Below are 19,908 nucleotides of genomic sequence, written 5' to 3'. Positions count from 1 at the left end.
TTGAAAAATTATTAGTGTAAGAATATGGGTTCAAATACCATAAATTCTGTTAAATGGAGTGCATTACGTCTAATAAATTTTGTTTGGAGTGAAAAAGTAACTAAGTTTGAATAATCAATTTTAAAATTAAAATGATGAAAAATGTAATAGCAATTTTATTTGTAGGACTAATTAGCATCGGAGCTTATGCGCAAGAGAAGGTGGCTAAGATCGAATTTAAAACTGACGTTATAGATTATGGAACTGTTGAAAAAGGGTCTAACGGTCTTAGAACATTTGAGTTTACCAATACAGGTAATGCGCCTTTAATTATTTCTAGTGTTAAGTCGACTTGCGGTTGCACTGTACCTAAGAAACCAAAAGGTCCAATTATGCCAGGTGAAACAGGTCAAATAGAGGTAAAATATGATACTAATAGAGTAAATCCTATTAGAAAAACTATAACTGTTATCTCTAATGCAGATACACCAACGGTAGCACTTAAAATCAAAGGTTTAGTTATAGACCCAAATAAAACAAGTGTTTTAGAAAAGAAAGAAAAAAGTATGATTGAGCAATAATCCTCAATCTTAAGTAATTATTATATTGAGCTCTCAATTTGAGAGCTCATTTTTTTTGAATATGTCATCAAGTTTAAATTTAAATGTCATATTAACACCTCTTCGCTCTATTTTTAATCTAAGCGATTTTCCTGTCTTATCGTGAAGAATTTCATTGATTTCAGAGAAACTGTATTCATATGTAGGTTTCCCATTAATGCTTATTACAATATCCTCAACTCTTAAACCAGAAATATAGGCATTTGAAGATTTTCTTATTTCAACTATTTTATAAATTGGTTTCACCTTTATTCTATGGTTGATATAATAATTTACATGAACTGAATTATTACTAACATTATTTACTGAATTCTTACTAATTGTAGTAGGCACCCTTATTGCCTCCTCTACAAACATGGTTCCGTTATGCTCTAATACAATGCCACTATTATTATATGTAAATGGGTCTTTATAATGACTATTCTTTTTTAGATATAACTTCTCGTTTCTATAATCAAAAAAGAGATTAAATCGTTTTAAAATATCACCACCCAATAAACCATTTCTGTCTTTATGAACTTTAGTCATGTCAACCGATAAAGAATCTGGAAATGCAACATTTACACCTTTTAAACTAAAATCACTAAGTTTAAAACTAGAGACTTTAGAGCGTTTTCCGTAAATGGTCCCGCTTAAACCTTTGCCTAAATAATCATCAAAAGTTAAATCTTTGTTAGGTGTTAACCCTACTTCTTCATCTTCAAATAACCACAAGGCATCACTACTACCAGTATCAATGAGTAACTTCACATGTTCATCACTATTGTTAATTGCAACCTTGGCATCTAAATAAGGCTTTTTGCCCAAAATATTTATAGGTATGGTTTTCCATTTTTTTGAAGAACGAGGTTTAAAACCTTCATGATTATGTAATCTGATATATTTTGAATTGTAATTAACCTCTACTACAAAATCCTTAAATATATCATAGCCAATAATTCCATGCACAAAAACACCAAGTCTTGGTGCAAAATCTATTGTTTTGTCATAAACCACAAATAGATCTTGATTAACAACAACTGCATCCCCGATTTTTAATCTATTATGACTAGATCTTAATGCTTTTATTTTTCCCTCAGAACCTAAACCATGTAAATAGAATGTTTTGATATTTTTCAGGTCTACAGAATCACTTTCGGATAAATTGAAGAGAATTGGTTTACTAACTCCAGTATCTAAGATAAAAGATAAGGTAACATCATTAATTTCTAATGGTATTATTATGAGATTACTAACAAACTCGAAATTAATTTTTTTACTGACATTCTTCTTTAAAAAAAAGCTACCTTGAGCAGATAAGCTTAAGCCGGATAAAAACAAATAAACTAGGATAAAATACCTAGGTAATAGTTTCAATTTGTCTAACATATTGCAAGAAGTTACAAATCTTTATCTTACAACATATTTTAAGTGTTATTTTTTAAAGAAATTTTAAGAAATTTCAGAACTTAGCACTTTAAAAATTATAATATGCCAACGATATCAAAAAAAGGGATGAAAATGCCAGAATCACCAATAAGAAAATTGGTGCCTTATGCAGAAGAAGCTCATAAACAAGGAAAAACAGTTTTTTACCTTAATATTGGTCAGCCAGATATAAAAACTCCAAAAGTAGCATTAGATGCATTAAAAGAGCACTCTTTTGATATTTTAGCATATTCGCGCTCTGAAGGTTCAGAAAATTACAGAATTAAAATTGCAGAATATTACAAGCGTAATTCCATTGAAGTTACACATAATGATATTATCGTAACTACGGGAGGAAGTGAAGCACTGTTATTTGCATTTGGAAGTATTATGGATGAGGAAGATGAAATTATAATCCCTGAACCCTTTTATGCTAATTATAATGGGTTTTCTACAGCATCTAGTGTAAATGTAGTTCCGGTAATTTCAAAAATTGAAGACAATTTTGCTTTGCCACCAATTGAAGAATTTGAAAAGCTAATCACACCAAAAACGAAAGCTATTTTAATATGTAATCCAGGAAATCCAACAGGATATTTATATTCTAAAGATGAGATAAAGAAACTGGCTTCGATTGTGAAAAAACACGACTTATTTCTAATCGCTGACGAAGTTTACAGAGAGTTTGTTTATGATGGTATTTCACATTATTCGATTTTACAAGAACCAGGTTTGGAAGAACATGCTATTGTAATAGACTCAGTTTCTAAGCGCTACAGTATGTGTGGTGCACGTATTGGCTATTTAGTTTCAAAAAACAAAGGAGTTATAAAAACAGCTTTAAAATTTGCACAAGCAAGATTGAGTCCTCCTACTCTAGCTCAAATTGCTAGTGAAGCTGCACTAGATACACCACAAAGTTATTTTGATGATGTAAAAGAAGAATATGTAAAGCGCAGAAATACATTAATTACTGAATTAGAAAAAATTAAAGGTGTTAAAGTAGCTAAACCTAATGGAGCATTTTATTGCATTGCAGAATTACCAATTAAAAACTCTGATGATTTTGCAAGGTGGCTATTAGAATCTTTCGATTACGAAAATAATACGGTTATGGTGGCTCCTGCTGCCGGATTCTACTCGACGTCTGGAGTTGGTTTAAACCAAATTCGGATTGCATATGTTTTAAATGAAGAAAGTTTGAAAACATCTGTTAAAATATTAGCGGAAGCACTTAAGGTTTACAAAGATTAATGACGATAGTTAAAAACATTTCACTAAAATCTTTTAATACGTTTGGGATAGATGCCAAAGCAAAATCGTTTTGCGATATCACATCTATTGAAACACTTCGCGACGTTTTAAGTATACAATATAATAACCCACTATTTATTTTAGGAGGAGGAAGCAACATGTTGTTAACAAAAGATATTGATGCTTTAGTTTTACATATTAATTTAAAAGGTATTGAAGTTATCCGTGAAACAGAAGACACTGTAACCATAAAAGCAATGGCTGGTGAAAACTGGCATGAGTTTGTAATTTGGTGCCTAAAGCATAATTTTGGAGGAGTGGAAAACCTATCACTAATCCCAGGAAATATTGGTACAGCACCAATTCAAAATATTGGAGCTTATGGAGTAGAATTAAAAGATGTTTTTGTGAGTTGTGAAGCTGTTCGTATTAAAGACCAATCTACAAGAACATTTTCAAAAGCAGATTGTAATTTCGGTTATAGAGAATCTGTTTTTAAACAAGAATTAAAAGGAGATTATATTATTACTAGTGTAAATCTTCAATTGACTAAAAACAACCATAATTTACATATGGATTATGGTGCTATTAAAAATGAGTTAGAAGATTCTAAAATTAAAAACCCTACGATTCAAGACATTTCGAAAGCCGTAATTGCAATTAGACAAAGTAAATTACCAGATCCTAAAGAAATTGGTAATAGCGGTAGTTTTTTTAAAAACCCGATTATTTCGAGTAAACAATTCAATCAGCTACAAAAAAATTTCCCAGAAGTACCTTCTTATAAAATTTCAGAAGAGGAAGTAAAAGTACCAGCAGGTTGGCTAATTGAAAAAGCGGGTTTTAAAGGAAAACGTTTTAATGATTATGGAGTACACAATAAACAAGCTTTAGTACTTGTTAATTATGATAATGCAGATGGTGCAGCTATTTTTGAATTAGCACAACTCATTAGAAAAACCATCAAAAGAATTTTTGATATAACTATTGAAACCGAAGTTAATATTATATAAAACAAAAGTCACAATTTTTATTGCGACTTTTGAATTTAGAATAATTTTATTTGAAAATGCTATTAATCAACCTCTTAAGGAGTTAAAACCATTCTAATAATATATTGTAAGCACCACTATGTAGTGTATTTAATTATATTTACGTTTACAAATCCATTTTGGATGTTTTTAAAATAAAAAAATAATATTTTAACATTTTGAGTATAACTCCTACAGAACAAAAAATAATTGACTTTCTTAAAGAAGGAGATAAGCGTGCGCTAAATTTACTTTATGAAAACTACTCTAATAGTCTTTATGGTGTTATTTTAAAAATAACAATTAATGAAGAAATTGCTCAAGATGCGTTACAAGAAACTTTCATTAAAGTCTGGAAAAATGCTTCAAAGTATGACGCAAAAAAAGCTAAACTTTTTACTTGGTTATTCCGTATAGCTAGGAATACAGCCATTGATAAATTAAGAAGTTTTAATAATCGCTACCAAAAAGAAGTCCAAATTGATACTTCTAACGTATATATCTTACCAACAAGCAATATAAATCAAGATGTATTAGACATTAAAGAGCATGTTGGGAGATTAGATGAAAAGTATCAAATTGTGTTAGACGCCTTGTTTTTTCAAGGAATGACGCAGCAAGAAGCGAGTGACGAATTAGATATTCCACTAGGTACGATTAAGTCTAGATTAAAAATAGGATTACGCGAACTCAAAAAAGTTTACAATCCTTAAAAGTATTTGATTATGGAAAAAAAATTACATAACTTTTTAAAGTCTAACATACTCAATAAGTATTTGTTAGACGAAACTTCTATAGAAGAAACTAAAGACGTAGAGTATTTTATTTCTAACTATCCTGAAGCAGCAAAAGCATACGAAACACTTCAAGATAACTTAGAGATTATTGCAAAAGCTGGAGCTGTCGATGTACCTAATAACATTTTAAAGGATATTTTAGAGTCACTTGATGAAAAGAATGATACTAAAGTTATTCAGTTAGTGCAAAAGAGAAAGACTCCTTGGTATAGTATTGCTGCAAGTGCGGCAGCTGTATTATTTGCAGCCACTTCATTTATGTTGTATCAAAAGAATCAGAATTTAAACAACGAGAATAATATCGTTATCGATGAAATTTTTGATTTAAGAAGTGATATTGAGAATAACAATTCAAAATTAGATGAGCTTTCTAGAGAATTATTAAAATTGAATAATCCAGATTCTAAAAAGTACGTTTTCAATGGTAATGAACGTGCTAAGGATTTAAAAACAGTGGCCTATATCAATCCAGTGGAAAAAACATCTATGATCGATGTAATTACTTTACCTCAATTACCAAAAGAGCAACATTATGAAATCTGGGCTGAGCTTCAGGATAGAATGGTGAACTTAGGTATTTTAGACGAATCTGATCGTAAGTTGAAACAAATTCCTTACATGGAGGATGCTTTAGCATTAAGCATAAAGATTGGTACGAGTGGAGATGACACCAATGAAAATGACACCGAAGTTGCAGAAATATCTTTAAAGGATAAAGACTAAGTATTGTCAAACTATTATAAACCAAAAGAGACACATTTAAATAATGTGTCTCTTTTTTTTTGTGAAAACTTTAAAAACTTATTCTTTTTCAAATAATGTTTTATGGATTATTCCACCTATAATAGCACCAACGATTGGAGCTACCCAGAACACCCATACTTGTGCTAAATGTCCTCCATCTGAAAATAATGCCTGACTTAAAGATCTTGCAGGATTTACAGAAGTATTTGAAATAGGGATACTGATTAAGTGAATTAAAGTTAAAGCTAAACCAATAGCTATTGGAGCAAAACCTTTAGGTGCTCTAGCATTTGTGCTTCCCAAAATAACAATTAAGAAGAATGCCGTTAAGACAACCTCCGCTATTATTACAGCCATCATACTGTAACCGTCTGGCGATAAATCACCATACCCATTAGAAGCAAAGCCACCAACACTTTCAAAACCTGCTTTTCCAGAAATTATAAGATATAATACTCCTGCTGCTGCAATGGCACCAACTACTTGAGCAATAATATAGCCGATTAAATCTTTAGCTTCAAATTTTCCACCAGCCCAAAGACCAATTGATACAGCAGGATTAAAATGACCACCTGAAATGTGTCCAACAGCATAAGCCATAGTTAATACAGTAAGACCGAAAGCCAAAGCCACGCCCACAAATCCAATTCCTAATTCTGGGAATCCGGCAGCAAAAATAGCGCTACCACAACCACCAAATACAAGCCAAAATGTTCCGAAAAACTCTGCAAATAATTTTTTCATAATCGATAAATTAATTAGTTAGTAATAAATGTTTGAATATTCATATGACACAGCATTAATGAGTTAAGTCACAATAGAAATGGACAAGAAAATAACTGTAAAAGCATTATCTTTGCATAAAATTAGGGGATTTAAATGAAATTACTATTACTTACACTAGGATTATTAGCTTTAGCCATAGCCGGAATTGCAATAAAAATATGGGCTAAAAAAGATGGTAAATTTGCAGGGACTTGTGCAAGTCAAAACCCAATGCTTAATAAAGACGGAGAAGCTTGTGGATTTTGCGGAAAAACACCAGACCAGTACAAAGATTGCAACGAACCCCAACACTCATAAATCTTAATGACACTTCCCTCAATACTGTTCTATATATTAATAGGAGTTGTTAGTATTCAAGTTGCTTATTACCTTAGTTTTCTATTCTCATTTGCTATAAAACGTGCAGAGACAAGGTTAAAAAAGAATATCCCAATTTCTATAATTATCTGCGCAAAAAATGAAGCAGAAAACCTAAAAAATAATCTTCCTCTTATATTAAATCAAGAGTATTCAAATTTTGAAATTGTGTTAGTTAACGATAGTTCTTCTGATAACACGTTAAAAATCATGAAAGAATTTGAAGCCAAACATAATAACATAACAGTCGTAGATGTAAAAACAAACGAGACGTTCTGGGGAAATAAAAAATATGCTTTAACGCTTGGTATAAAAGCTTCAAAATATGACTTTTTAGTGTTTACAGATGCGGACTGTATACCAAATTCTAATAAATGGTTAGCGCATATTAGTGGTAATTTTTCTAATCAAAAGTCTATAGTTTTAGGTTATGGAGCTTATTCTAAAAAACGATTTTCTTTTTTAAATAAACTCATAAGATTTGAAACTGTATTAACAGCATTACAATACTTTTCTTATTCTAATTTAGGTATGCCTTACATGGGAGTTGGAAGAAATATGGCGTATAGAAAAGAATTATTTTTTAATAATTCTGGTTTTAATAATCATATGTCTATAAAATCTGGAGATGATGATTTATTTATAAATGAAGTTGCTAACAAAACAAATACGTCTATATGTTTTACCAGTGATAGTTTTACGGTTTCGGAACCCAAAGCTTCTTTTAAGGCATGGATTCTGCAAAAAAGAAGACATATAAGTACAGCAAAATATTATAAATTAAAGCATAAATTTTTCTTAGGATTATTTTACACCTCTCAATTGCTATTCTGGATTTTAGGTATAGTGTTAATATTGTTAGGCTATAATTGGCAATGGGTTTTGGCAGTGATATTACTGCGGTTTTTTGTTCAACTATTGTGTTTTGGTTTTACATCAAAAAAACTTGGTGAAGTTGACCTTATAATATTATCGCCAATTCTAGAATTATTTTTAATTACTACGCAATTAAGTATCTTTATTGCTAATCTTATATCTAAACCCAAACATTGGAAATAAAAGAAGCCATCATTAAAGCTAAAAAGAATGACCAAATTGCTTTCAATTTTTTGCTAGACACGTTTTGGAATGATGTATATGCCTTTCAACTAAAACGAACGGAAAACGAAAATGATAGCGAAGACATAACTATTCAAACATTTTCTAAGGCTTTTGATAAGATTAATACTTACAATGAAGATTACAAATTTCAGACATGGTTAATCACAATTTCTAAGAATATTCATATTGATTTGGTCAGAAAACAAAAAAAATCAATTAGAAATACATCTAAAGACGATGAAAATCACTATTTAGAAATTGTTGATGACTCACCTACTCCCGAAGACAAAATTATTACTGAACAAAATCTTGCTAAACTTCTTCGTGATATTAAAAAGCTAAAACCACATTATCAAGAAGTAATTAATTTAAGATATTTTCAAGAATTGAGTTACAAAGAGATTTCTGAGAAATTAAAAGAACCTATAAATAATGTAAAAGTAAAACTCCTTAGAGCTAAAAAACTACTTGCTGAAATCATTACTAAAGCATAATCTGAATGATTATAAAGGTCGTTATCTCACAATACTTTAATTCATTTTAATAATTTACTTCGTATCTTTGCTAACCGAAATTGAAACTGCATGGAAACCAAAGTTGCTTCTAATATTTTACCAGAGCGAAAACCTAAATGGCTTAGGGTAAAATTACCAACAGGAAAGAAATACACTGAATTGCGAAGTTTAGTAGATAAGTACAAGCTTAACACGATTTGTACTTCTGGAAGCTGCCCAAATATGGGAGAATGTTGGGGAGAAGGCACTGCAACTTTCATGATTTTAGGTAATGTATGTACACGTTCTTGCGGATTTTGTGGTGTAAAAACAGGACGACCAGAAACTGTAGATTGGGATGAGCCAGAAAAAGTAGCACGTTCTATTAAACTAATGCAAATCAAACATGCTGTTTTAACTAGTGTAGATAGAGATGACCTAAAAGATATGGGAAGCATTATGTGGTCAGAAACTGTAAAAGCAGTTAGACGTATGAATCCTGAAACTACACTTGAAACTCTTATTCCAGATTTTCAGGGTATAGAAAAACACATCGATCGCATTATAGATGTTGCACCAGAAGTCGTTTCTCATAATATTGAGACCGTTAGACGACTAACACGTGAGGTGAGAATACAGGCTAAGTACGAGCGCAGTATGGGAGTTCTAAAATATTTAAAACAACAAGGACAGCGAAGAACTAAATCTGGAATTATGCTAGGCTTAGGCGAAAAAAGAGAGGAAGTCATAGAAACCCTTCATGATTTGCGCGAAAATGATGTCGATGTTGTTACTATAGGCCAATATCTTCAACCTAGTAAAAAACATTTACCAGTAAAGCAATTTATCAATCCAGAGCAATTTGATGAATACAAAGCTATCGGTCTAGATTTAGGGTTTAGACATGTAGAAAGTAGTGCTTTGGTAAGATCGTCTTACAAAGCTCAAAAACACATTAACTAATGATTACTGTTGCCATAAATGGCTTTGGCAGAATAGGTCGTCGTGTTTTTAGACTAGCGCTTCAACATCCGCAAATACAAATTGTTGCTATTAATGATTTAGCAGATACCAAAACATTAAGTCATTTGTTAAAGTACGATAGTATTCATGGTGTCTTAAAGGAGACCGTTTCTTATGACAATAAGCATATTATTGTAAATAATATTTCAATTCCATTATACAATCAATCACATCCAAAATCTATTGATTGGTCAAAAGAAAAACCAGACTTTGTTATAGAATCCACTGGTAAATTCAAAACTAAGTCAGAACTTCAACATCATATAAAAAATGGAGGAAAACGCGTTATACTATCTGTACCAGCTTTAGAAGACGATATTAAAACAATTGTATTAGGCGTTAATGATGGATTATTAAATGGATCTGAGAGCATAATTTCCAATGCATCATGTACTACTAATAATGCAGCTCCAATGATTGCCTTAATTCATAAGTATTTAAGAATAAAGCAAGCCTATATTACCACAATTCATTCTTATACTACAGATCAAAGCCTTCACGATCAACCACATAGAGATTTAAGACGTGCCAGAGCCGCAGGACAATCTATAGTACCTACAACAACAGGAGCGGCAAAAGCATTAACTAAGATTTTTCCTGATTTAGCAGATGTAATTGGTGGTTGTGGGATAAGAGTTCCTGTCGCTAATGGCTCTTTAACAGACATTACCATTAATGTTGAAAAATTAACTTCAATAGAAGAAGTCAATTCAATTTTTAAAAATGCTGCATCATCAAGCTTAAAAGGTATTTTAGAATATACTGAAGACCCAATTGTATCTATTGATATAGTTGGCAATCCACACTCTTGTATTTTTGATTCGCAGATGACTTCCGTTATCGGTAACATGGTAAAAATAGTAGGTTGGTACGATAATGAAACAGGCTATAGCACAAGAATTTTAGATTTATTATGCAATTTATCGGACAAAAACGCACTTTTGTCGAATAAATAATTATATTTGTTCAAATTAAAGTGAGCTGAAATGTCCCAGGTCAAATATTACATATTTGTTTTTTTAGCATGTTTTTGTAGTCTGGCTTCTGCACAACTAGATAGTGTTGAAGACACAGAAAAACTTGCCATTAAGCTACAAGAGCATTTAGATCAGGCTAAATTAAGCAGTGACCGTGGTGATTATTATAATGCAAAAAATAGTTTGCAAAATGCACTAGATATCTCAAAAAAAATTGAAGATAAGTCTAGTGAAGGTAAAATCTATACCAAAATTGCAAAAGTTCAATTTCTTGTTAATGAACAAGATCAAGCTAATATTTCACTAACCAAAGCACTACAGATTCAGCGAAAAATAGATGATTATCCAAACTTAGCTATTACTTATAACATCAAGGGTGTAATTTATAGTACGAAAAAGGAATATGAGAATGCTTTAGAAGTATTTAATTCAGCAAAAAATTTATTTGAACAAGAAGATCTAGACGAATACATTTCTGAAGTTACACTAAACGAGGCCAAAGCATATATTGCATTGGAGAATTACGAAGAGGCTAAAGCCAAACTCGAAAAAACCATAATAATTGCTAAAAAATACGACCAAGAACGTCGACTTAGTAGCGCTTTAATACAAAGTGCAAAAGTATCTAATGCTTTAAATAATATAGAATTGGCATTATCCCAAGCCGATGAAGGTTTAGCAATAGCCAAGACTAAGAAAATTTTAGAAAATGTAAATGAAGCTTACTTAACCTTAAGTGATATTCACGAAAATAATAAAGACTATCAAAGTTCTCTAGACTATGTAAAAAAACATCTCGTATTATCAGACTCCATATTAAATATTAAAAGAGAGAACTTAGCACCCGGAATTAGCGGTCAATTTATTAGTAATTATAAAGATGCTGAAAATGCGCAGTTAAAGGCTCAGGTAGAAGAAGTTACCGCGGAGAGTGCTTTTACAAGAATAACGACTATATTAAGTATAGCCTTAATTACCATTTTATCGTTACTAACCCTATCATTATACAAAAACAATAATATAAGATTAAGAACCAACAATATGCTTCATATTAAGAATGACGAACTTATTGTTGCGAAAGAAAAAGCAGAATTAGCATCTAAGACAAAGGCTAATTTCTTGTCTACAGTAACTCACGAGTTACGTACTCCTCTATATGCAGTTACAGGACTTACAAACATGCTATTAGATGAAAAACCTAAAGAGCATCAAATACCACATTTAAAATCATTGAAATTTTCTGGAGATTATTTATTAACTTTTATTAATGACATTCTTCAGATCAATAAAATTGAAGCAAATAAAGTTGAATTAGACCCAGAACAATTCAACCTTAAACATAAACTTGAAAATGTAATTTCTGCGCTTAGCAATTCAGCTAAAGATAATGAAACCGAATTACATTTTGAATATGATGACGGTTTACCAGAAACATTCATTGGTGACCAATTAAAGATTTCCCAAATCTTAATAAACCTACTTGGAAATGCTATTAAATTCACAAAAGATGGAGACATCTGGGTTAGAGCGTACAAAATTGATCAAAAAGACAATATGTACAATCTTCGCTTTGAAATTGAGGATAATGGCATTGGTATTACAAAAGAAAAGCAAGACCACATGTTTGAGAGTTTCTCTCAAGGCTCTGTACAGATCAACAGAAAATATGGAGGTACTGGTCTAGGTTTATCTATTGTAAAAGGACTCATTGAAATTCTTAAAGGAAAAATTTACTTAAAGAGTGAATTAGGAAAAGGCACTACATTCTCTTTTGAAATTCCTTTAGAATACACTGAGATCGCCGAAAAACTTAAAGTAGAAGAAACTAAAAAATCTAATAAGATGGAAGATTTGGATTTAAGCAATGTTAAGATTCTAATTGTAGAAGACAACAAAATTAATCAGATGATTACCAAAAAGATTCTCAACAAAATGAATCTGTATTGTGATGTTGTAGATAATGGCGAAGACGCTGTAGAACAAGTAAAAAATACTACTTATGACGTGGTGCTAATGGATATTCATATGCCAGGCATTAGCGGATTAGAAGCAACAAAAATTATAAGAACTTTTGATAAAGAACTCACAATTTTTGCACTAACAGCTGTAACGTTAGAAGACAAAATGCAAGAATTTGGTGAAGCTGGTTTCGATGATATCATTTCAAAGCCTTTTAAACAAGAGGATTTTGAAAAGAAATTATACGCTGCACTTTCTGGTGAGAAAATAGTTTCTAGCTTTTTTTAAGTAATAAACGATTTAACAGTAGTATCAAAAACTTCTGATTTGTCTATTTTTACTTGAATCGGTAAGTAATACAATTTATCTTTTAAACTTCCATTAACTGATAAACGTACATAATCCTTTTCAGTAGTAATTATCAATGTTTTAGACGCTAAGTTTTTAATATCTGAAGCTTTAAAATTATAATGATCGTTGAACTCCAAATGATCAAACTTTAATCCTTTACTGATCAAAAAATCAACTAAAGGTTTAGCATTTGCGATTCCGGTAACTAGTGTAAATTTAGGAAGTTTAGACACTTCTATAGAATTAGTACTTGATATTACTTTTTCAGAATAATCAATATAACTAAAAAACGCTTTTTGATGGTTCTTTAATTTTAGTTTGGAGACTATTTCCGTCTTTTCAGCTTCACTAATATCCTTTTTACATTTCGTTACAACAATGATGTTAGCACGTTTAGTTCCGGCACGTGGTTCACGTAAATTCCCAGTTGGCAAGATTATGTCTCTATAATATAAATTATCATACGCGGTCAGTAGAATATTAAATCCTGCTTTGACTTTTCTATGCTGGTAAGCATCGTCTAGTAAAATAATTTCTGGCTTTGTTTCCAATTTCCTAAGTTGTTCTATTCCATTTTGTCTATCATCATCTACAGCGACTGCAATATCACTAAACTTACTAAAAAACTGGAAAGGTTCATCACCAATAGAATCTGCGGTTGCTTTTTCATCCGCTAAAACGAAACCTTCTGATTTTCTTTTGTAACCTCGACTTAAGGTAGCAAGAGGCTTCTTATCTTTCAATAATCGAATTAAATATTCAACCATTGGTGTTTTTCCAGTACCACCAGTGCTTAGGTTTCCAACACAAATAACAGGGAAATCATAAGATTTTGAAGACTTTACTCCTGTATCATAAAGTTTATTTCGCAACCATGTCACCACATAATAAATTGGTACAATTGGGAATAATATGACTCGAATGAATTTCACAACTACGAAATGAGTAACTAAAGATTAAATATGAAACAAATATATGAATGACGAATTACATCTGACCAAATTATTAAAATAAAGAATTACAGATGAAAATATACTATTTTTGATATAAATTCATACTTTATGATTGTCCAAGATGTTATAAACCATTTACACGACCTAGCTCCACTAACTTATGCAGAAGATTTTGATAATGTTGGCCTTTTAGTTGGAGATAAAAATCAATCAGTTTCTGGAATACTTGTAACACTAGATACGCTTGAAGCGGTTGTTGATGAAGCCATTGATAATAAGTGTAATCTCATCGTTAGCTTCCACCCAATTATTTTCAAAGGCTTAAAAAAAATTACTGGAAAAACCTATGTAGAACGTGTAGTCATTAAAGCTATTCAAAATAACATCGCAATTTTTTCAATTCATACAGCCTTAGATAATGCTATGGAAGGCGTAAATTCAATTATTTGTGATCAATTAGAATTAAAAAATAAGAACATCTTAATACCTCAATCTGGTACCATCAAAAAATTGCAAACCTATGTTCCTAAAGCAAACGCTGAAGAGCTTAGACAAGCACTTTTTAACGCAGGAGCAGGAATGTTAGGAAACTATGAGTCTTGCAGTTTTAATGTAGATGGTGAAGGTACCTATTTAGGTAATGAAGACTCAAACCCTACAATTGGAAAGAAAGGCCAACTTCATACTGAAAATGAAACGGCAATATCAGTCACCTATAAAAAACATTTAGAATCTAGAATATTAAAATCCCTTTTTGAAGCCCATCCATATGAAGAAGTGGCTTACGAAATTTTAACCTTAGAAAACCAAAACCAACACATTGGTATGGGAATGATTGGAGAGCTTGAAAATGAAATGAATGTAAAAGACTGCCTCTTATTCATAAAAGATAAGATGAATACCGAATGTGTAAGACATTCTAAACTCTTACATACCTCTATTAAAAAAATTGCTGTTTTAGGAGGTTCAGGAAGTTTTGCTATTAACGCTGCAAAAGCCTCAGGCGCTGACCTTTTAGTGACAGCTGATCTAAAATATCATGACTTTTTCAGTGCAGAACAAGACATTATTTTAGCAGATATAGGCCATTATGAAAGCGAACAGTTCACAAAATCGTTTTTAGTAGACTATCTCTCAAAAAAAATTACTAATTTTGCAATCATTTTATCAAAGACAAATACAAATCCGGTAAAGTATTTATAATTATGGCAAAAAAAGCTGAAGTTTCTGTTGAAGAGCGATTAAGAGCACTATATGATTTACAATTAATTGACTCTAGAGTAGATGAAATAAGAAATGTCAGAGGTGAGCTTCCTTTAGAAGTTAGAGATTTAGAAGACGAAGTTGAAGGGCTTAACACAAGAATGGAAAAGCTTAATGATAGCCTTGCTATTATTGACGATGAGATTAAAGGAAAAAAGAATTTAATTGAAGAGGCAAAAGCTTTAATCAAAAAATACAGTGAGCAACAAAAGAATGTCAGAAATAACAGAGAATATAACTCATTGACAAAGGAAATTGAATTTCAGGAATTAGAAATTCAATTAGCTGAAAAGCATATCAAAGAATTTAAAGTTCAGATTGATCAGAAAAAAGAAGTTATTTCTGAAACTAAAGACCGTTTAAAAGATCGTAATGCACATCTTAAGCACAAAAAAGGTGAACTTAACGCCATTTTAAAAGAAACAGAAAAAGAAGAAGAAGCGCTTTTAGGAAAGTCTGCAGAATTTCAAAAGAAAATTGAAGAGCGTTTAGTAAATGCTTACCATAGAATTAGAAAAAACGTTAAAAACGGTTTAGCCGTTGTACCAATTGAGCGTGGCGCGTCTGGTGGATCATTCTTTACAATTCCTCCGCAAGTACAAGTAGAGATTGCTTCTCGCAAAAAAGTTATTACAGATGAGCATAGTGGACGTATCCTTGTTGATGCTGCACTTGCTGAAGAAGAAAAAGTAAAAATGGGTAAATTATTTGCTAAACTAAGTAAGTGATTTTTCGACATAAACTATATTGAGCCTTCACAAACGTGAAGGCTTTTTTTATTTAATAAAATTTTAAAACAATTCGGTTTAAGGAATTGTAATTTTATACGTCTATTAGAAAAAGAAAAATATAATCATGAAGAAGTTACTTTACGTATTAAGTATTAGTTTATTTTTTAGTTGCCACAACCAAGCACAAGTCAATGAAAAACAACAAGCTGTAATTAATGCAGACCCTGTTGTTGTTCCTTTAGAAGATGGCAAAGCAAGAGCCTATTTTGCCAGCGGTTGTTTTTGGTGTGTCGAAGCCGTTTTTGAGAGCGTTAAAGGAGTTGAAGAATCTATTAGCGGTTATTCTGGTGGTCATACTACAGATATTAATTATGAAAAAAGCAATACAGGCACAACAGGCCATGCAGAAGCTGTAGAAATTATTTATGACCCAGAAGTAGTTAGTTTTGCCACTTTGGTAGACGTTTATTTTGGTTCTCAAAATCCAACACAAGTTAATGGGCAAGGACCAGATAAAGGCTCACAATATCGTTCCATCATATTTTATCAAGATGATGAACAAAAGAAAATCATAGAAGAGAAAAAAGCAGCTTTAGCGAAAGAATTAAATGCCACTATTGCCGCAGAAATTTATCCATTTCAAAAATTTTATGTTGGTGAAGCTTATCACCAAGACTTTGAAAAACGAAATCCTAATCAGAGTTATATTAGGGCAGTGTCTATTCCGAGATTAAATCGTTTTAAGGCCAAGTTCCCTGAGTTGCTGAAAGATAAAGAGAAACATTAAAAAATGTAATTTTGATACGTCTTAAGTATATACTGTCAATTGTCCTTTTAGTATTATTAAATAAAGGTTTCGCCCAAAAGTCAATTCCAAATACATCTGAAATGTGCGAAATAATTTCGGAAATGTTAATGAAGGATAAAGAAATACGTAACAAAATCCCTGATAGTTTCCATAAGAACGATGGCACCTATTCTACAAAAGAGATAGATTCTATGAAGTTAGTTCGAAGAAAAATCGACAAGTATAATACTGAAAAACTCATTGAACTAACTAAAGAATATGGATGGATTAGCGGAGAACGTATCGATTGTTCTGATCTAGACACATGGCTTATATTTAGACATTCTGATCCTAAGTATTTTGATGAAATATCGAAACTAATTAAGAAAGAGTATGATGCAAAACGAATAAGTGAATGGCATTATAAACTTATAAAAAATCATTTAGAGGGAAGGCCTCATTAACAAAGCCTCTATTAGCTAAAAGCCTTTTATTTAATTACTTCTTAGTCGCCTTTATCTCAAAGAGCATAGGGAACAACTGATCCTTCATCTTATACATACCATTATCTTGTTTTTCCAAATCAGGAAAAACATCATAAGGACTTTCATCATGTTCATTAAGATAGTCTATTTGTAATCCGGCTTCAATAAGTGCATTTACAACTTCGCTTAAACCATGGTTCCAACCATATTCTTTACTTACCATTTTTGAAGCTTGGTTGGCGTAAGTGCCTTCATATTCTTCATAAATCGCTTCTTTTCTATTATAATGGTATTTCATTATGGATTTACCATCAATATAATCATACATCCAGAGTATCGGATGAAACTCAACAATATAGAATGTTCCACCAACTTTTATACGTTCAGAAATCATTTGCGCCCAAGGTTTTAAATCTGGCAGCCAACCTATAACTCCGTAACTTGTATAAATGATATCAAACGTTTCTGAAACATGTTTAGACGTATCTAAAACATTACAGCAAACAAATTCAGCATTAAGTTTTAATTCGTCATTGAGTTGTTTTGCCAACTTTACAGCTTCATCACTTAAATCTACACCAACGGCTTTAGCTCCCATTCTACTCCAACTCAAGGTATCTTGCCCAAAATGACATTGTAAATGCAATAAAGATTTTCCTTTCACATCGCCCAGAGCTTTCAATTCATATGGCATCAAAGAAGATTCACCAGCTTTAAAAGCTTCCATCTTATACATTTCACTTTTTGCATGAATACCAACTTTCTTGTTCCAAGTGGCTTTATTTACATCAAAATAATTAGTGTGCTCTTCCATTGTTGGTTAATTTTGCATGTAATTTAAAACAACTTTTTAATATGAAACATCCTTGTCTAATATTTAATCAAATAAAGAAAGGACAATATGGATGTTCCATGTGACAATTAAAAACAATAAATACTTATACATGAAATCATTATATCTTGGTTTGATTTGTCTTTTATTAGTCTCATCATGTAAATCTGAAAAGTCAGAAACACCATTAAAAGAAGAAACTAAAGAATTAACCATTGCCGAAAAAATTGCAAATGCTCATGGCTATGAAAATTGGAAAAATGTCTCAGAAGTAAAATTTACGTTTAAAGTCGATAGAGATACCATTAAAGGAAAAGGCCGATCTTGGATTTGGAAACCAAAAGAAGATAGTGTAACAATGACAGCTGGGGAAACAACTGTGAGTTATATTAGAAGTAAAATGGACAGCACACATATTAGAGCAGATAGAGGCTTTATTAACGATAAATACTGGTTACTAGTGCCATTTCAATTGGTTTGGGATAGTTCTGCAGAAATATCAGTGCCTAAATTTTTAGAAGCGCCTATTTCCAAAACTAAAATGAATATGATAACATTAACGTATTCTGAAGAAGGAGGTTACACACCTGGAGATGCGTATGATATTTATTATGATAACAATTTTGAAATTAAAGAATGGGTATTTAGAAAAGGTAATTCTGAAAAACCATCTCTAACTACAACTTTCGAAAATTATGAAAATTTCAACGGTATTAAAATTGCCATAGACCATAAACAAGAAGGTGGTAACTGGAATTTAAACTTTGCTGATGTAAGTATAACATTAGAGTAATACTAAATTCAATTTTTGGCATTACTTTTGCAACCTATAATGTAAGTTTCACGTCTGTCATTTCGACTTAAAACGTATAGCTTACATTTTCCGCCTTTTGGCGCCTATATATATCCAAGCACTTTATCTTACGAGCTAAAGTGCTTTTTTTGTGAAACTCATTTTTTATGAACCTAAGGTGAAATAATAAATGTTTAGATGAACAAACCCCGTTGAAGAAGGAAATAATCTCTGCTTTATGCAACACCATTAACACTTAAATCTTCACATTTATTTTTGTCTAAATTTATATTTAATTGAAAATAACTATTTCCACCGTCTTCAACTATTAAAATTTGTTTTCTGTCAACTCCATCTAAGTTACCTGAATAAAAATTAGCCCAAACTTCTTTTTCGCCTTTTTTATTATAGTAGGCAATATATTGTCTACTATAGTTTATCAGGCTTAAATATTCAGAATCATCTTTAGAATAATTTCTCTCATCATTGTAGGCATTCACACAAGCTTCTACAATATTATGAATAGACTCAATCTCATCTTTATTCAGCTTAGCTGGTTTAAGTCCTTTAAACATGAATGAATTAGTAGAATCTATCTCTATAACTACAAAATCTTTAGCTCTGTTTTGGTTACTTATATTTTGTTCTTTTACAATTTTTTCAGCTTTATTGTTACCTGCACTATTACATGAATATATAATACAGAACAAAATCAAAACACTGGATATAATTTTTCCCATAGTTCACCCTCTGAAGTCAGTCTTTACATGCGCTCCATCACAATAAGGTTTATTTTGTGAAGCTCCACAACGACAAAATGCAGTTGTTCTGTTTTTAGTTTCTTCTTTGCCATTCTTGCGGGTTACTTTTAAAGTACCATAAACCAAAAGCGGTCCGTTTTCTATAACTTCAACTTTTGTTTCTAAAGATTCAGATGTTTTATCATCTGCATCATTCATATAAAAGCTCAACGCTCCTGAAGGACATTGCTTTACTGTATCAACAATTTCATCTGTTGCAGCTGCATCAATTTTAATCCAAGGTCTGTCGCTTGGCTGAAATACATTAGGTGAATTTTTAACACAAATTGCCGAATGAATACATTTTTCAGCTTCCCAGACTATAGTTACCTCTCCATTTGAATATTCTTTTGTTTTTCCCATAACGCTCTTATTTCTCTAAAG

22 protein-coding genes are annotated in these 19,908 nt (G+C 31.4%); 16 read left to right on the top strand and 6 right to left on the bottom strand.

Annotated elements, in window-relative coordinates; genetic code table 11:
* Positions 1-134 precede the first annotated feature (134 nt).
* Positions 135-560, top strand: a complete 426-nt coding sequence (locus SJY34_RS14895) for a DUF1573 domain-containing protein (protein WP_400076992.1) — start codon at positions 135-137, stop codon at positions 558-560.
* 33 nt (positions 561-593) lie between these two features.
* Here the strand turns inward: SJY34_RS14895 and SJY34_RS14890 are convergent, their stop codons facing one another.
* Positions 594-1,967, bottom strand: coding sequence for an aspartyl protease family protein (locus SJY34_RS14890; RefSeq protein ID WP_400076990.1), 1,374 nt, complete (start codon positions 1,965-1,967; stop codon positions 594-596).
* 102 nt (positions 1,968-2,069) lie between these two features.
* Here SJY34_RS14890 and SJY34_RS14885 point away from each other — a divergent pair, with 102 nt between their 5' ends.
* From SJY34_RS14885 to SJY34_RS14870, 4 genes are all read left to right on the top strand, one after another.
* On the top strand, positions 2,070-3,260 hold the full coding sequence (locus SJY34_RS14885; RefSeq protein WP_400076988.1) for a pyridoxal phosphate-dependent aminotransferase: 1,191 nt from the start codon (positions 2,070-2,072) through the stop codon (positions 3,258-3,260).
* The gene (gene murB, locus SJY34_RS14880) at positions 3,260-4,273 is read left to right on the top strand and encodes a UDP-N-acetylmuramate dehydrogenase (RefSeq protein WP_400076986.1); all 1,014 of its coding nucleotides are present in this window, start codon (positions 3,260-3,262) and stop codon (positions 4,271-4,273) included. The genes SJY34_RS14885 and murB overlap by 1 nt, the downstream gene beginning before the upstream one ends.
* 197 nt (positions 4,274-4,470) lie before the next feature.
* On the top strand, positions 4,471-5,004 hold the full coding sequence (locus SJY34_RS14875) for an RNA polymerase sigma factor (protein ID WP_400076984.1): 534 nt from the start codon (positions 4,471-4,473) through the stop codon (positions 5,002-5,004).
* 12 nt (positions 5,005-5,016) lie between these two features.
* Entirely contained in the window at positions 5,017-5,811 is a 795-nt protein-coding gene (locus tag SJY34_RS14870) for an RNA polymerase subunit sigma-70 (protein WP_400076983.1), read from the top strand.
* 78 nt (positions 5,812-5,889) lie between these two features.
* Here SJY34_RS14870 and aqpZ read toward each other — a convergent pair whose 3' ends face one another.
* Positions 5,890-6,576 (bottom strand): aquaporin Z, encoded by a 687-nt coding sequence (gene aqpZ / locus SJY34_RS14865; RefSeq protein ID WP_400076981.1) that lies wholly within the window; start codon positions 6,574-6,576, stop codon positions 5,890-5,892.
* Between the two features lie 135 nt (positions 6,577-6,711).
* Here aqpZ and SJY34_RS14860 point away from each other — a divergent pair, with 135 nt between their 5' ends.
* The 6 genes from SJY34_RS14860 (at position 6,712) to SJY34_RS14835 (ending at position 12,817) form a co-directional block, all read left to right on the top strand.
* Positions 6,712-6,915, top strand: coding sequence for a membrane or secreted protein (locus SJY34_RS14860; protein WP_400076979.1), 204 nt, complete (start codon positions 6,712-6,714; stop codon positions 6,913-6,915).
* Between the two features lie 6 nt (positions 6,916-6,921).
* Positions 6,922-8,034, top strand: a complete 1,113-nt coding sequence (locus tag SJY34_RS14855) for a glycosyltransferase (RefSeq protein ID WP_400076977.1) — start codon at positions 6,922-6,924, stop codon at positions 8,032-8,034.
* Positions 8,025-8,570 carry an RNA polymerase sigma factor gene (locus SJY34_RS14850; protein WP_400076975.1) on the top strand — a complete coding sequence of 182 codons (546 nt, stop codon included), beginning with the start codon at positions 8,025-8,027 and terminating at the stop codon, positions 8,568-8,570. Before SJY34_RS14855 ends, SJY34_RS14850 begins: the two co-directional genes overlap by 10 nt.
* Before the next feature lie 90 nt (positions 8,571-8,660).
* On the top strand, positions 8,661-9,533 hold the full coding sequence (lipA, locus tag SJY34_RS14845; protein WP_400076973.1) for a lipoyl synthase: 873 nt from the start codon (positions 8,661-8,663) through the stop codon (positions 9,531-9,533).
* The gene (gap, locus tag SJY34_RS14840) at positions 9,533-10,549 is read left to right on the top strand and encodes a type I glyceraldehyde-3-phosphate dehydrogenase (RefSeq protein WP_400076971.1); all 1,017 of its coding nucleotides are present in this window, start codon (positions 9,533-9,535) and stop codon (positions 10,547-10,549) included. The genes lipA and gap overlap by 1 nt, the downstream gene beginning before the upstream one ends.
* Before the next feature lie 30 nt (positions 10,550-10,579).
* Entirely contained in the window at positions 10,580-12,817 is a 2,238-nt protein-coding gene (locus tag SJY34_RS14835; protein WP_400076969.1) for an ATP-binding protein, read from the top strand.
* Here the strand turns inward: SJY34_RS14835 and lpxK are convergent.
* The gene (gene lpxK, locus SJY34_RS14830; protein WP_400076967.1) at positions 12,814-13,812 is read right to left on the bottom strand and encodes a tetraacyldisaccharide 4'-kinase; all 999 of its coding nucleotides are present in this window, start codon (positions 13,810-13,812) and stop codon (positions 12,814-12,816) included. The two genes, SJY34_RS14835 and lpxK, sit on opposite strands and share 4 nt — an antisense overlap.
* Before the next feature lie 129 nt (positions 13,813-13,941).
* Here lpxK and SJY34_RS14825 point away from each other — a divergent pair, with 129 nt between their 5' ends.
* The 4 genes from SJY34_RS14825 to SJY34_RS14810 all read left to right on the top strand — a co-directional run bounded on the left by SJY34_RS14825 (position 13,942) and on the right by SJY34_RS14810 (position 17,078).
* Positions 13,942-15,036, top strand: coding sequence for a Nif3-like dinuclear metal center hexameric protein (locus SJY34_RS14825; RefSeq protein WP_400076965.1), 1,095 nt, complete (start codon positions 13,942-13,944; stop codon positions 15,034-15,036).
* Between the two features lie 2 nt (positions 15,037-15,038).
* Positions 15,039-15,824 carry a zinc ribbon domain-containing protein gene (locus tag SJY34_RS14820; RefSeq protein ID WP_400076963.1) on the top strand — a complete coding sequence of 262 codons (786 nt, stop codon included), beginning with the start codon at positions 15,039-15,041 and terminating at the stop codon, positions 15,822-15,824.
* Between the two features lie 127 nt (positions 15,825-15,951).
* The gene (gene msrA / locus SJY34_RS14815; protein ID WP_400076961.1) at positions 15,952-16,614 is read left to right on the top strand and encodes a peptide-methionine (S)-S-oxide reductase MsrA; all 663 of its coding nucleotides are present in this window, start codon (positions 15,952-15,954) and stop codon (positions 16,612-16,614) included.
* 101 nt (positions 16,615-16,715) lie between these two features.
* Positions 16,716-17,078 (top strand): hypothetical protein, encoded by a 363-nt coding sequence (locus SJY34_RS14810; RefSeq protein ID WP_400076959.1) that lies wholly within the window; start codon positions 16,716-16,718, stop codon positions 17,076-17,078.
* A 34-nt stretch (positions 17,079-17,112) separates the two neighbouring features.
* Here SJY34_RS14810 and SJY34_RS14805 read toward each other — a convergent pair whose 3' ends face one another.
* Positions 17,113-17,913 carry a class I SAM-dependent methyltransferase gene (locus tag SJY34_RS14805; protein WP_400076957.1) on the bottom strand — a complete coding sequence of 267 codons (801 nt, stop codon included), beginning with the start codon at positions 17,911-17,913 and terminating at the stop codon, positions 17,113-17,115.
* A gap of 130 nt (positions 17,914-18,043) precedes the next feature.
* Between SJY34_RS14805 and SJY34_RS14800 the strand changes: the two genes are divergently transcribed.
* Positions 18,044-18,724, top strand: a complete 681-nt coding sequence (locus SJY34_RS14800) for a hypothetical protein (RefSeq protein ID WP_400076955.1) — start codon at positions 18,044-18,046, stop codon at positions 18,722-18,724.
* 236 nt (positions 18,725-18,960) lie between these two features.
* Here the strand turns inward: SJY34_RS14800 and SJY34_RS14795 are convergent, their stop codons facing one another.
* Positions 18,961-19,464, bottom strand: a complete 504-nt coding sequence (locus SJY34_RS14795) for a hypothetical protein (protein ID WP_400076953.1) — start codon at positions 19,462-19,464, stop codon at positions 18,961-18,963.
* A gap of 3 nt (positions 19,465-19,467) precedes the next feature.
* On the bottom strand, positions 19,468-19,887 hold the full coding sequence (locus SJY34_RS14790) for a (4Fe-4S)-binding protein (RefSeq protein WP_400076951.1): 420 nt from the start codon (positions 19,885-19,887) through the stop codon (positions 19,468-19,470).
* Between the last annotated feature and the right edge of the window lie 21 nt (positions 19,888-19,908).

This window comes from Winogradskyella sp. R77965, assembly GCF_044594915.1.
In the GTDB taxonomy this organism is placed as follows: Bacteria; Bacteroidota; Bacteroidia; order Flavobacteriales; family Flavobacteriaceae; genus Winogradskyella.
Note: the sequence above shows the minus strand (reverse complement) of the source record. Positions and strands in the feature narration are given on the sequence as shown.